Origin of the sequence: Brenneria corticis (assembly GCF_003115855.1) — a bacterium.
GTDB classification, from domain to species: domain Bacteria; phylum Pseudomonadota; class Gammaproteobacteria; order Enterobacterales; family Enterobacteriaceae; genus Brenneria; species Brenneria corticis.
Genome location: NZ_KZ819072.1, coordinates 302,731 through 316,809 on the forward strand (window position 1 = coordinate 302,731; position 14,079 = coordinate 316,809).

Consider the following 14,079-nt stretch of genomic DNA (forward strand, 5'->3'; position numbering starts at 1 on the left):
GTTGGCCTCAACGCAGACGGGAACGGGGATCGAGCTGGTCGCGCAGCCAGTCGCCCAGCACGTTAACGGAAAAAACCAGCAGGAACAGGCAGGCGCCGGGAAACGCGACGATCCACCAGGCGCGCTCGATATATTGCCGGCCGACGCTCATGATCGAACCCCAACTGGACGCCGGCGGCTGGATGCCCAGTCCGAGAAACGACAGACCGGCTTCCATCAGGATCATCAGGCCGAATTCCGCGGTGGCGACAATCAGCAGCGGACCGGCGATATTCGGTAAAATATGGCGCAGCAGAATACGCGCCGCGCCGGCGCCGGCCAGTTCGGACGCCTTGATAAACGGCAGATTGGCGATCTGTAGCGTCTGGGCATAGGCGACGCGGGTATAGCGCGGCCAGCGGGTCAACGCCAGTACCAGCACCAGCTTGAGAAAGCCCGGCCCCAGCACCGCCACGGTCAAGACCGCCAGCAGGATCGCCGGGATAGACATCATGATATCCACCAGACGCATGATCAGCGTTTCGACCGCGCCGCGAAACCAGCCGGCCATCATACCGAGCGTCACCCCGACCAGCGTCGAAACCGTGACCGACAGCGCCGCCACGCTCAGCGAGACGCCGGCGCCGTACAGGGTGCGCGATAGCAGATCGCGGCCCAGATCGTCGGTGCCGAACCAGAATGTTATCCCTCTGGCTTCAAAGCCCGGCGGCTTCAGCCGCGCCAGCAGGTTCTGCCGCGCCGGATCCAGCGGAGCTATCCAGGGGGCGAAAATCGCCAGCAGCACGATAACCGTCAGGAGCAGCGCGACGATCAGCACGGAAAGCGGCACTTTTCGTCTGCGCCGCCCGACCGCCGGGAATACGGATTGCATAGTACGGCTCCTCAGCGCGCCAGCCGGATGCGCGGATCGACCAGCGCATACACCAGATCGGCGAGAATACTGGTCATCACATAAACAAAGGAAATCAGCAGCACAATGACCTGAACCACCAGAAAATCCCGCGACTGAATGGATTGGATCGCCAACTGGCCGATGCCGGGCCAGGCGAAAACCGTTTCGATAATCACCGCGCCGGCCAGCAGATTGCCGATTTCCAGCGCGGCGATGGTGATCACCGGAATGGCGGCGTTGCGCAGCACATGACGCCGGACGATGACGGCGCGAGACAGCCCGCGGGCCAGCGCGGCCCGGACATACTCTTTGCCCAGTTCGTCAAGCACCGCGATACGCGTCATGCGGGCGAAGGTCGACATCGAAATCGCGCCGAGCGCGATAGCGGGCATGATCAGCGCGGCCCACTCCTGCGAGCCGGAGGTCGGCAGCCAGCGCAGCGTGACGGCGAAAACGAAAATCAACAAAATGCCCGACAGAAAGGTGGGTACGCTTTGTCCGGTGACCACGATGGCGGTCAATAGCCGCTCCAGCCAACCGCCGCGCCGTACCGCCATCAGAATGCCGATCGGAATGCCGACGCCGATGGCCACCAGCAGCGCGCCGGCCGCCAGCATTAAGGTGTAGGGCAGTCTGGAGGCGACGATGTCCAGCGCCGGCACGCGCTGCACCACGGAAATGCCGAAATCAAGATGGGCCAGATCCTTGAGATAGGCCAGATACTGCACTCCCAGCGGCCGGTCAAAGCCAAGCTGATGGCGCAGGGCGGCTATCATTTCCGCGGACGCATCCTGCGGCACCAGCAGCAGGGTGGGATCGCCCGACAGGTGCATAATCATAAACACGATGGTCAGCACCCCAAGGATGGCGATAGCGGCATGCAACAGCCGTCCGGCGACGTATCTCAACACGGCGAGCCCCTCCGGCTAGGGCTTCCAGCGCATATCTGTCACGAACATCGCTTCGTTGGCGCTCGGCCGCCAGTCAAGATGTTTACTGGCGCCGTATACCACATAGGACTGATACAGCCCGATGCCGGGCACATCGTCACGCAGGATCTGATAGGCCTGGCGATATTTTTCCAGCCGCTGCTGAACATCGAGGATTGAGCGGGCGCCGTCCACCAGCGCATCAAAGTCGGGATTATGGTATTTGGCCCACAGGCTGCCGCTGCGAAACAGCGGGAAGATCACGCCGTCCGCATCCTGACAGGCGCAGGACCAGGCGCCTAGCGCCAGACCGCCGGCATTGCCCGCTTCGCCCTGACGGCGTTTAAGGAAGGTTGGCTGATCGCTGGACTGAATTTCCACTTTAAGCCCGACATCGTTAATCATCTGCTGGATGGCTTCGACCATGGCGCGGCTGTAAACCGGCGAGGTCAGGAAGGTGACGACGGCCCCTTCGGCGTTGGCGGCTTTGACCAGCTCGCGCGCCTTATCCGGATCGAACGGATAGCCCTGCACCCGATCGGTATAGCCGAAGACCGGCGGCGCGCCGAGCACGTTCACCGGCGCGCCGTAGCCTTCCAGCAACGCATCGATCAGCGCCTGACGGTCGATGGCGTAGGCGATCGCCTGACGGACGCGGACATCGCGGGTCGGCCCCGCCTCGGCGTTGATAAACAGATAGCCGATACGTTCGGTGGGAGCCGATAGCACCTGCGTATCGGCGTTGGCTTTCACCGCTTGCGCCTGATCCGGCGGCAGATCGCGGATCAGATCCGCTTTGCCGGTCTGTAGGTCGGCGATACGGGTCGCCACATCGGGCACCGCCCGGAATACCACTCGCGGGAACGGCGGCGTCACCCGCCAGTAGCGCTCGTTAGCCTGAAGTTCAATCTGTACGCCCTTTTGCCAGTTAACCAGGCGATAGGGGCCGCTGCCCAGAGGCTGCTGATTGAACTGTTGATCGCCGACCTTTTCCACATAGGCCTGCGGGACGATGGACAGCTTGACCAACTGCGCCAGCAGCGCCGGGTAAGGCGATTTGGTGGTTATCCGAACCCGGTTGGGGGCGATGACTTCGGCGCCGTCGATCTGATCGAACTGCGATAGCTGCGGGCTTTTCAGCGCCGGGTTGGTAATACGCTTGATGCTGTAGACCACGTCGGCGGCGCTGAGCTTGCTGCCGTCCTGAAAGCTGACATCGTCGCGGATGTCGAAATCGAGGGTCGTATCGTTGACATACGTCCAGGCGCTGGCGATCTGCGGTACGATCTTGCCCTCGGCGTCGCGGGTCAGCAAGTTATCGAATATATTGCGATAAACGCTATAACTGTCGGTATTCCACTGTAGATGGGGATCGAGCGTCGCCGCATCGCTCGGTAAATCAATGGTCAGGGTCTCTTTCGCCGGCTGAGCGGCGGCCAGCGTCGCCGCCAGCGCCAGGGCGGTCGCGGCGGCCCATCTTATTATCATCGACATGTTCGTTACTCTCTTCAGACCAGAAACAGGGTTATATTCGCCGGCATCGCCGGAGGATTACCGCGGCGTGTTGCGCGCCAGGCCGGCGCCGACGGCGCAGAACGCCGCCAGTTCCTCGTGGGTGGTAAACCAGACGTCGCTCTTGGACTGCGCCAGCCGGATGATCTCCTCCAGCAGGAACAAGCGCGAGCGGTGCCCGGAATGGTGGGGATGGAGGGTCAACTGAAACAGGCCGCCTTCCTGATAGGCCATCTCCAATTCACGCTGAAAAATGCCCAGCACCATAAGGGGATCGCCATAGGGCCGGGCGGCGCTCATCCGATCCATGGCGAAATAGGGCGCGTCGTCGCGGATCCACTCCACCGGAATTTCGACGATGCCGGTCGGCAGACCATCCTCCAACAGTTCATAGGGCTCGTCGTCCGCCATCAGCGACGAGTCGTAAAGCAGCGCCATTTCGCGGGCGATGCCCAGCGTGGCCGGACTGAAATCCCAGGAGGCGGTACGCATGCCCACCGGCCGGCGGCCTGATAAGCGCTCCAGCACATCGGCGGCCCGCAGCGCCAGGTCACGTTCGGCGACGGCGTCGAGGCTGGAGTTAGACTCATGAATCCAACTGTGCATACCTATTTCATGACCCGCCGCCGCGACGGCGCGCACTTCGTCGGCGTTGATCAGCGCCGATACCGCCGGCACAAAAAAGGATGCCGGCACGCCGTATTTTTCCAGCAGGCGCAGGATGCGCGGCATGCCGGCGCGCGCGCCGTACTGTCCCTGACTCAGACGTCCCGCCGACAGCCCGCCGTTACGCAACTCAAACGTCTCATGATCGGCATCAAAAGAGAGGGCGACGGCCATGCGCGCGCCATCTTTCCAGACGGCGGGCTTCAACGACCGACCGGCGCGGACGCGATCCACCCGCTGTCGCCATCGTTCATCGGGCCACAGCCACGGCTTATCGTCCGCCAGATCCCCTCCCGACTGATGCATGTTATGTTTCCTTGTTGTTTCGAATGTTTTATAAAAAAGTGTAATAACGGCGTTATGTATTAAGGAAATGGAATAACAAGATAATTAATATAACCATATGAACTGTTTGGCGGTCAAGTAGTGACCGATATGCGAAAAGGTCGATTTTTTTAAGCCTTATCGGGCAAGGGAAAAGGTCGCCGCGCTATCCAACCGCGTTAAGCCACCGGGGAAAAACGAGGCTGTCGTCGCTTGCGACGAGCGGGATTATTTCCACCGATTTCGATGTTTGCTTTACGTTATAGGGTGAATAGCTGTAAAACTGAAATTCATCTTTTTCTGCTGCGTTTATGCGGTCATTCTTTGTAAGTTATATAGGGACGGATTCGTTAGAATCCGCCGTTGATACACGCATTGCTGGTAAAATCCAACCACTCTGGCGAATGGTGGCCGTTTTGAACATCCACTATTTCTGTTGAATTTGGGAACCTTTCAATTTATGCGTACTTTGTTATCTGCGTTATTGCGTATTTTTCTGTTGGCAATGTTGGTATCGCCCGTCGGGTATGCGACGGCGGCAGACCCGGATCCTCAGTCGTCACCAGATGAAGCCCCGGTGAAAATAAATGTCGATGCCGAACTGGTGAAGCTGCAAAAGCAGCTGGACGGCATTAAGCAGCAGGTTTCAGGCGCCAACAGCGACAGTAAATTCGGCGCCTTGAACGATACCACGCAGCTACTGGTCGGCAGCGCCGACGATCTGTCCGCGGCCGTCGCGCCGCTGCGCGCGCAGTTACAGGCGCAACTGGATGTGTTGGGGCCTGCGCCTGAGGCGGGTTCTTCCATCAACGAAACCAACGAAGTCACTCGCAAGCGCAACAGTCTGAACGCGCAAAAGGCGAAGGTGGATGCGCAGATTGAGCAAATTCAGGCGCTGCGCGCCAGCGCGGCGAATCTTTCGGCGCAGATTGTTACGCTGCGGCGTAATGCGTTGAAAACCCAGCTGGCATTGAATTCCGGTAGTATTTTGGGTGCGCGTTTCTGGTCCCCTCTGATAACGCCTCAGGCGGAAGATCAGCGCAAGCTGAGCGCGTTTCAGCAGCAGCTAAGCGATGCGTTTATGGTTTCGTGGGGACCCGATTGGCGTTATGGTTCCGCTTTTTATCTGTTGGTCGCGGCGGTGCTGGTTAGCGCGGGGCGTCGCTATATGGAGAAGTACCTGACCTGGGCCGGGATTAATCTACTGCCGGAAGGGCGGTTGAGACGCAGTTTTCTGGCGACGGCCAGCGTTATCTCCACGGTGCTGACCATCGGCATCGCCGCAAATTTACTCGACTTCACCTTTACCCGTCACGGCGAGGCGTCTGAACGGGTGGCGGCATTTCTGGATGCGCTGGCGCAACTGTCCATCTTTTGTTCGATGATTGCGGGACTGGGGCGCGCATTTCTCTCGAATCATCGGCCTTCCTGGAGGTTGCCGGCGATCTCCAACCCGGTAGCCAAGGCCATGAGGCCTTTCCCGGTGGTCGCGGCGTTGTTTATTCTGGCGTTTGGTATTATTGAACAGGTTACGGCTACCGTGGGAACGTCGGTGTCGGCCACCATTATGGTTAATGGTTTATCCGCACTGTTTCTGGCTCTCACCGCCGGCACCATCACGCTGAAAAGCGATCAGATTCGCCGCCAGATGGTACATTCCGGCACTCAACCGGAAGCGCGTTCCACGCTGGCCGGGTTGATTCACCTGGCTGTACTGGTGACTTCACTCTCCGTGCTGATTTCGCTGGTGATTGGTTATATTTCGCTGGCCAGGTTCCTGACCTATGAACTGGTGTGGATCGGCATGGTTTTTTCATGCCTCTACCTGTTCTCGACATTTATTACCGATATCTGCGAAAGCGTCTTTTCTCCCAACAATATCAGCGGGAGACGCATTAAAAACTCCCTCAATCTCGACGACCGGCATCTGGCGCAGGCCACGGCGCTGCTTTCCGCCAGCGGAAAGGTTTTTTTGATTCTGATGGCCGCGGTCGCGTTACTGAACGGTACTTTCGGCACCACCACCCCGCTGGAGCTGGTGCAAAAGGCCGTCGAACTATGGGGCGGTAAGGGGCTGGAAACGTTAAGCATTGTACCGGCCCATTTGGTGAATGCGGTGCTTTTCCTGGTTATCGGGGTCTATGTCTTACGCTCGTCAAAGCGCTGGCTGGAAGATGAGTTTCTTCCCAAGACCATGATGGATCGCGGCATCCGGGCGTCGCTGGTGACGTTGTTCAGCAATATCGGTTATATCCTGATCATTCTGCTGACGCTGGCGACGCTGGGTATTCAGTGGAATAAGCTGGCATGGATCGTCAGCGCGCTGTCGGTGGGTATCGGTTTCGGCCTGCAGGAGATCGTAAAAAACTTTATTTCCGGTTTGATTCTGCTCACCGAACGGCCGGTCAAGGTCGGCGATCTGGTGAATATCAGCGGCGTGGAAGGGGATATCCGGCGCATTAACGTTCGGGCGACGGAGATTCAGTTGGGCGACCGTTCGACGGTGATTGTGCCCAATTCCCAGTTTATTTCGCAGAACGTGCGCAACATTACCATGGGGAATGCGCTTGGGGTGGCGACGCTGGCGCTGACGTTCCCGCTGGATATCGATCCCGAGGAAGTCAGAGCCATTCTGCTGGACGCTTACACGGAACATGAATCGATTCTGGACGCGCCCGCGCCATCCGTTACCTTCAGTCAGTTAACGCCGACGGGCATGGTGTTGAGCGTAACGGGCTATGTCAACAGCCCGCGCCTGGTGGCCGGGGCGAAGAGCGATTTGCTGTTTGATATTATCCGCCGCTTGCGGGCGTCCAATATTCCTTTGGCGGTGCCGCAGAGAATGGTGTTGGAAAACCCCGGCGCCGATTTGCACGATGCTATTGAAGAGAAAGCGTAAAAATAAAAGGCTCCCGAGTTGATGGCGGGAGCCTTTTTAGCGCAGCGGACGGTCTGTTATTTAACCTGCTGCTTCACCATCTCAATATAGATTTCCCGCAGGCGGCGGGTTACCGGGCCGGGTTTGCCGTCGCCGATGGTTTTGCCGTCAAGCTTGACCACCGGTAAAACGAAGGTGGTGGCGGAACTGATAAAGATTTCACTGGCGTGATAGGCCTCTTCCGGGGTAAAGAGCCGCTCTTCCAGTTTGATTTGAGCATCCTCCGCCAGTTTCAACAGCGAGTGACGGGTAATACCGTGCAGAATGTCGTTGCTTAACGGACGGGTCACCACGGTATTATCGTGCAGGACGATATAGCAGTTGCAAGAGCTGCCTTCGGTCACAAATCCGTTTTCCACCAAAAAGGCATCATCGGCATGCTGGGTATGGGCGTACTCTTTCGCCAGACAAGCGGCCAACAGGCTGACCGTTTTGATATCGCGGCGGTGCCAGCGGATGTCAGGGCTGGTGACGACATGCAGACCGGTATCCGCCTTCGGGTTTTCCAGCACGGCGCGCGCCTGGGTGAACAGCACCAGCGTCGGTTTTACCTCGGCTGAAGGAAAGTTGAAGTCGCGATCGCCGGCGTTGCCGCGGCTTAGCTGTAAATAGATCGCGCCTTCTTCCATGCCGTTTTTTTCGATCAGGGCGTAATGAATATCTTTCAGTTCGGCGGGGCTGACGGGCAGCGTAAGCGACAGCTCACGGCAGGAGCGTTGCAGACGAGCCAGGTGACCGTCAAACTCGGCCAGTTTACCATTTACCACCGCGGTCACTTCATACACGGCATCGGCAAAAAGGAAACCGCGGTCGAATACCGACACTTTGGCCTCGCTTTCCTGCACATATTGCCCATCAACATAAACAAGACGTTGCATTACAACACTCCTTAAAATAGTCGTTCAATGCAGCTTAACGTATTTTAGCCCCACAGCGTCGCTTCTGACGGGTGTATTTTACTGCCGTCATAATCAAGGCCGTTGGCCCGGTCGCGCTGTAATAGCAAAGGACCGTCCAGATCGACCACCTGCGCGCCCTGGGCCACGATAAAGGCCGGCGCCATCGACAGCGAGGTGCTCACCATACAGCCGACCATGATTTGCAAGCCTCGCTCCAGCGCTCCGGCGCGCAGGCGCAGCGCTTCGGTCAGGCCGCCGCTTTTGTCCAGCTTGATATTGATCATCTCATAGCATCCGGCGATCGCCTCCAGCGAGTGGCTGTCATGACAGGACTCATCGGCGCATATCGGGATCGGGTGCGGCAGTTCGGCCAATACGCCGTCTTTCCCGGCGGGCAGCGGCTGTTCGATCATCGTCACGCCCAGCGCGGCCAGTTCCGGCACCAGTTTCAGGTAGAGCTCGGCATCCCAGCCTTCGTTGGCGTCGACGATCAGGCGCGCGGAGGGCGCGCCGTTGCGCACCGCGGCCACTCTGGCCAAATCGTCTTTATCGGCCAGTTTCAGCTTGAGCAGCGGGCGGTTGGCGTTTTGCCGCGCGGCCTGTCGCATCTTCTCCGGCGTATCCAGCGACAGGGTGTATGCCGTTTCCAGTACGCCCGGCGCCGGCAGATTCAGGCGCTGCCAGATCCGCTGATGGTGCTGTTTGCATTCCAGATCCCAGAAGGCGCAGTCGAGCGCGTTGCGCGCCGCGCCCGCCGACAGCCGGGTTTGCAGCTGTTCGCGATCCAGACCGTGGCGGATATCGTCATTCAGCGCGGCGATTTGCGCCATCACGCTTTCAATGGATTCGCCGTAGCGCGCGTAGGGAACGCACTCGCCGTAGCCGGTAACCTCGCCGGAACGGAGAGCGACCACCACCACGTCGGCCTGACTTTTACTGCCGCGCGAAATGGTGAATGTCCCCTGTAGCGGCCAGCTTTCATGGAAGAGTTCGAGTTCGATCATAGACTGGCCAATTGGTCGACGATGCGTCCTACGCCCTGGCGGAACGGATCCACCACGGGCAAGCCGAATTTTTTCTCCAGTTCGGCCATCAGCCGTAATGCGTCCGCTTCGCTGAGCGCCGCCGTATTGACGGAGATGCCGACAAAACGCGCTTTAGGATTGGTGAGATGGGCGGCCGATAAATTCAAGGCCATACAATCGGCGATGTCGGGAATAGGGTAGTCTACGCCGCGCATGGTTTTGCGGGTGGGCTCGTGACACAGCACCAGCGCATCGGGCTGCGCGCCGTGAATAATCCCGATGGTTACGCCGGCAAAAGAGGGGTGAAACAGCGAACCCTGGCCTTCGACAACGTCCCAGTGATCTTCATCATTCGCCGGCGCGATGGTTTCGACGGCGCCGGCGATAAAGTCGGATACCACGGCATCGATACTGACGCCCGAGCCGCTAATCAGGATGCCGGTTTGGCCGGTGGCGCGGAAGGTCGCTTTGCCGCCGCGGGATAAAATTTCTTTTTCGATTGCCAGCGCGGTGTACATTTTGCCGCAGGAGCAGTCGGTGCCGACGGGCAGCAGGCGTTTACCGGCGCGTTTGCGTCCGTTGGCGACCGGGAAGGTTTGCGACGGGTGACGCACATCGAACAGGGAACGACCCAGTTTGGCGGCCAGTTCGCGGAGTTCCGCTACGTCGGCCAGGCGGTTATGCAGGCCGGCGGCCAGATCCATACCGCTTTTCAGCGCTTCGCTCAATACGGCGATCCATTGTTCTGAAATGATTCCGCCGCGGTTGGCGACGCCGATGACCAGCGTTTGCGCCCCGGCCGCGCGGGCGGCGCTGATATCCATATCGGGCAAACCGCAATCGGCGTGACAGCCGTCCATACGGTATTGACCGACGCAATATTCCGGGTGCCATTGCTTAATCCCGATAGCAACCTTTGCTGCCAGCTGATCGTGCGCGTCACCCAGGAATAATAAATAAGGTTTTCTGATATCCATTATTCATCCTCGTAAGTACCAGAACATAAGTCATTAATAAAACGGTTGCGAAAAAGTTTTATTGGGCGCAAACAGGCTCTTGCTGATTGATAATAACCGTGGGTGGATAATTGTCAATAACAACCATTATTAAGTGATAACGGCTGATTTTTTGCTTTTTTCATGAAATTAAATGCAGTTTTTTGCTTTTTTTGTAATATTAAATTTTGTTGTGAGGTTTTATTTTCCAATATTGTGGTTTTTTATAAAAACCAAAAGAATTCTCGCAAGAGGAAATATTTTATTGGATTGATATTCTTGTACTTTTTGTTTTTTCGTCATTTTCGCCTGGATGCGCTAATTTGGTGAGCTGGTTTATAATGGGGCCCCAAAATAAAGCATTAGGTTTTTTTTAAATTTGTTAATTGATACGGTTTTTTTAAATTACCAATATCAATAATTCTGATGTTGTTACGGTGCGTCAGAAAAATAATTAATATCACAGGTTTTAAATATAGAAAAGTAATGGCGCGATATGACAAGCGCCGCCGGCCATTTTCGCCGGCTAATTGATACTCGGTTGCCGACCGTGGGGTTAAACACGGCCGTCGCCAACGCATCTGCAGCTTGAAGTATGACGGGTATATCAGTTACGCCGCGCGGTATAACCCGCCGCGACTTTATCGGGCGCGCAATCAACCACCGTTTGATCGTCGGCGCCGCAGTCTTCAACAAAGGTCAAGGCGGCAAATTCGTCGATGACCAGTTTCGGATAGGTGGGGCCGGCGTCGCGGTATTGACGCATCAGATCCAGATGGTCGTTCTGGAAACAAACCGTTTTTTCCGGGTGTTGGGCAATCCATTGCGGGAAGAATATCACGCCGTGTATCGACCGCTCGGCGAAATTGATGGCAACGCTGACGGCGGTGCCGGTGGGTTCATCCCAGGATATTTTACACACCTCGTCGGCCAGCCTGACGAGATGGACTTCCTGATCCCGTACCCAGCGCCCGCCCACCATGCCGCTGTGAATGCGGTAATCCATGGTGCGGGCGTTTTTGATATACATCTCATACTGCCAGCCGTTATCGTAGGTGTAGATAAGGTGTTTGCCAATAAAACGGGTCAGGGTTTCAGGCTTGGTGGATTCGAAAGCATCACTCATATTAAACGTCCTCTTGTGTTGATTAAGGAATGAATCACAGCGTACTCCGCTACTAATTAGAGGAATATCAGAGTATTCATGCGTTAATAACTATAGCAGCCAGACTAATATCCGTGTCTGTGGCTCGAAGGCAGGCGGATTGACGCCGGCCGGTATGGCATCCCCCGCGATTGCAGGGGAATCTATGGCTTTGCCGGATTAGCCGTTGCCCATCGCGTTGAGCTGCTCATCCACAAACGCCCGAACCTCGTCGCCGTAGGGCGCGCGCATCGGGAGATTGGAATGACCCGCCGCGCTCTGGATAAATATCGGGCGGGCATGGCTAAAGCGTTTGAAACCTTCTATGCCGTGGTAGGCGCCGGTTCCCGACGCGCCTACGCCGCCGAAGGGGATATCATGGACCAGAACATGGGATATGGCGTCGTTGATCACCAGCGCGCCGGAGAGGGTATGGTTGCGCAGCCGGTCGATTTCCGCCTGGTCGTGACCGAAGTAATAGGCGGCCAGCGGGCGCGGCCGGCGATTGACGGCGTCAATGCATTCGTCATAGCTGGAATAGCCTTGTACCGGCAGCACCGGGCCGAAGATCTCTTCCTGCATCGCGCGCGCCGTATCGGGCACATTGACCAGCAGCGTGGGCGCCATTTTATGTAGCGCCTCGCTGTTCAGATTTTCATTGGCCGGGTTAAGCTCGAAGACTTCCGCCCCCAGGCCGGCCGCCTCCCTGACCAGCTCGTGCAGCCGGTTGAATGCTTTCGCATTGATGATGGCGGTGTAGTCCGGGTTGTCTTTGAGCGTCGGATAGGATGAGGCGATAAACGCCTGCGCGTGCGCGATGAACTCCCCGATTTTATGCCGGGGCACCAGAACGTAATCCGGTGAAATACAGATCTGGCCGGCATTAAAAGTTTTCGCCGTCAGGATCCGTTCGACGGCCAGACGCAGATCGCTGCTTTCAGAGATGATGACCGGCGATTTGCCGCCCAGCTCCAGCGTAACCGGCGTGAGATTCTCCGCCGCGGCGGCCATAATCTGCCTGCCGGTCGCGGTGCTGCCGGTAAACACCAGATGATCGAACGGCTGCGCGGAGAAAAATGCTCCGGCGTTGTGACCCTGCACCGTCGAGATCTCTTCCGGGGAAAAGTGTTCGGCGATAAGCCGGCACAGCAAACCGGAACCGTTCGGCGTGGTGCTGGACGGCTTGAGCACCGCGATGTTTCCCGCGGCGATAACGTCCGCCAGCGGCCCAAAGGTCAGAACCAGCGGGAAATTCCACGGGCTGATAATGCCGACGACGCCCAGCGGTCGATAATCGATAGAGACCTGGGTATCAGGGAAAGGAGCGCTGCGGGTTTCGCTCTCCATCCAGGCGGATAAATGGTCGTAGGCGTGTTGCAGCGCGGCGACCGAACCCAGGATATCGGAAATCAGGGTATTCACCGGGCTTCTGAAACCAAAGTCCTTACTGTAAGCCGCCGCGAAATCCTCTTTGTTCTCCTTTAGCAGGCGAATGGCGCGCCGCAGGCGGTCCTGCCGTTGCTCGGCGGTGGGGGTCGAACTGAGATGGCGCTTTTTGAGCGACGTCAGTAACCGGGTGAAATCCTCATAAGATGCCGGGCGGTTATTGACGATGAGCGCCGCCGGTGATGTTTGATTTGCCATGATGAGCGCCTCTTATCAATTATTCAGGGTTATTCGCAATAATAAAGGCGCCGGTTTGTCCGGCGTCTCTTTACCAGCCTGTCGCTCTATATCGTCAAAACGATACGGAAACGGGCTTCGTTGCGCATCATTTTCGCGTATCCTTCCGCCGCCTGTTCCAGGCTTATCGTCTCGATTTTGGCGCGGATATTTTGCAGCAGGCTGAAGTTGAGCATGGTTTCGGATTCGCTCGGCGAACCGGTGACCACGCCTTTAACCGAACGTTCGCCGGCCAACAGCTCGCCCACGTTGATGCTGATGGGATCGTTCCCTACGCCGACGATAACCAGGCTGCCGTGAGGATTCAGACCGCGCAGCAGCGGCCCGAACGTGGCCGGGTTCGACGCCGTGGCGATTATCACGTCCGCGCCGCCCAAGGCGATAAGCGCCTCCGCGGGATCGTCGGCCTGGCTATCAATATAGTGATGCGCGCCAAGCTCGAGGGCGAGCCGCTGTTTTTCGCTCCCGCGGGCAATGGCGACGGTGCGTAAGCCCATGCCGCGCGCATATTGAATGCCAAGATGACCCAGCCCGCCGATCCCCTGGATCGCCGCGGTCTGACCCGCTTTCACGCCCGACTTGCGCAGCGCGTTAAAGGTGGTGATGCCCGCGCACAGCAGCGGGGCCGCGCTGATCGAGTCCAGATCGTCGGGAATGGCGATAAGACCGTGTTGGTTGGCGAGCATGGCTTCGGCGTATCCGCCGTCGCGATGAACGCCGGTGACTTGCTGATTGGCGCAGTTGATAAAGTCGCCGCGCCGGCAGGATGCGCACTGGCCGCAGCGTCCGGCGAGATAGCCGACGCCGACGCGCTGTCCGACGCGCCAGCGCGGGTCGATGCCTTCGCCGCATTGCGTAATCCGGCCGATGACCTCATGTCCCGGCACCCGGGGGTAGGTTAAGCCGGCAAAACCATAATCCACCGTAAAGGCGTCGGTGTGGCAGATGCCGCAGGCTTCGATGGCGAGCAATACCTCGCCGGCGCCCGGAGTAGGCAGCGGGCGTTCGACCAGTTCAAGTACGCCGTTGCCCGTTGCCTGTACTGCGCGATACTTAGCGTTCATAGGCTGTG

Annotated in this window: 11 protein-coding genes; 1 reads left to right on the forward strand and 10 read right to left on the reverse strand. The window is 57.9% G+C overall.

The window, feature by feature from the left end:
• Nucleotides 1-7: 7 nt before the first annotated feature.
• The 4 genes from DDT56_RS03255 to DDT56_RS03270 form a co-directional block, all read right to left on the reverse strand.
• Nucleotides 8-871, reverse strand: coding sequence for an ABC transporter permease (locus DDT56_RS03255; protein ID WP_136165067.1), 864 nt, complete (start codon nt 869-871; stop codon nt 8-10).
• Nucleotides 872-882: 11 nt separating this feature from the next.
• Nucleotides 883-1,803, reverse strand: a complete 921-nt coding sequence (locus DDT56_RS03260; protein ID WP_136165068.1) for an ABC transporter permease — start codon at nt 1,801-1,803, stop codon at nt 883-885.
• Nucleotides 1,804-1,818: 15 nt separating this feature from the next.
• Nucleotides 1,819-3,309, reverse strand: coding sequence for an ABC transporter substrate-binding protein (locus DDT56_RS03265; protein WP_210416962.1), 1,491 nt, complete (start codon nt 3,307-3,309; stop codon nt 1,819-1,821).
• Between the two features lie 63 nt (nt 3,310-3,372).
• Nucleotides 3,373-4,305, reverse strand: a complete 933-nt coding sequence (locus DDT56_RS03270) for a polysaccharide deacetylase family protein (protein WP_136165070.1) — start codon at nt 4,303-4,305, stop codon at nt 3,373-3,375.
• A gap of 478 nt (nt 4,306-4,783) precedes the next feature.
• Here DDT56_RS03270 and DDT56_RS03275 point away from each other — a divergent pair, with 478 nt between their 5' ends.
• Nucleotides 4,784-7,222, forward strand: a complete 2,439-nt coding sequence (locus tag DDT56_RS03275; protein WP_136165071.1) for a DUF3772 domain-containing protein — start codon at nt 4,784-4,786, stop codon at nt 7,220-7,222.
• Nucleotides 7,223-7,278: 56 nt separating this feature from the next.
• Here DDT56_RS03275 and DDT56_RS03280 read toward each other — a convergent pair whose 3' ends face one another.
• The 6 genes from DDT56_RS03280 to DDT56_RS03305 all read right to left on the reverse strand — a co-directional run bounded on the left by DDT56_RS03280 (nt 7,279) and on the right by DDT56_RS03305 (nt 14,071).
• On the reverse strand, nt 7,279-8,139 hold the full coding sequence (locus DDT56_RS03280; protein WP_136165072.1) for a D-amino-acid transaminase: 861 nt from the start codon (nt 8,137-8,139) through the stop codon (nt 7,279-7,281).
• A gap of 44 nt (nt 8,140-8,183) precedes the next feature.
• Nucleotides 8,184-9,164: an N-acetyl-D-Glu racemase DgcA gene (gene dgcA / locus DDT56_RS03285; protein WP_136165073.1), complete on the reverse strand. Its 981-nt coding sequence runs from the start codon at nt 9,162-9,164 to the stop codon at nt 8,184-8,186.
• Nucleotides 9,161-10,162: an N-acetyltransferase DgcN gene (dgcN, locus tag DDT56_RS03290; protein WP_136165074.1), complete on the reverse strand. Its 1,002-nt coding sequence runs from the start codon at nt 10,160-10,162 to the stop codon at nt 9,161-9,163. The genes dgcA and dgcN overlap by 4 nt, the downstream gene beginning before the upstream one ends.
• Before the next feature lie 625 nt (nt 10,163-10,787).
• A complete protein-coding gene (locus DDT56_RS03295; protein WP_136165075.1) occupies nt 10,788-11,306 on the reverse strand; it encodes a phenolic acid decarboxylase in 519 nt (172 codons plus the stop codon).
• 198 nt (nt 11,307-11,504) lie between these two features.
• Nucleotides 11,505-12,968, reverse strand: a complete 1,464-nt coding sequence (locus DDT56_RS03300) for a coniferyl aldehyde dehydrogenase (RefSeq protein ID WP_136165076.1) — start codon at nt 12,966-12,968, stop codon at nt 11,505-11,507.
• Between the two features lie 86 nt (nt 12,969-13,054).
• Nucleotides 13,055-14,071, reverse strand: a complete 1,017-nt coding sequence (locus DDT56_RS03305; protein ID WP_136165077.1) for a zinc-binding dehydrogenase — start codon at nt 14,069-14,071, stop codon at nt 13,055-13,057.
• Nucleotides 14,072-14,079: the final 8 nt, after the last annotated feature.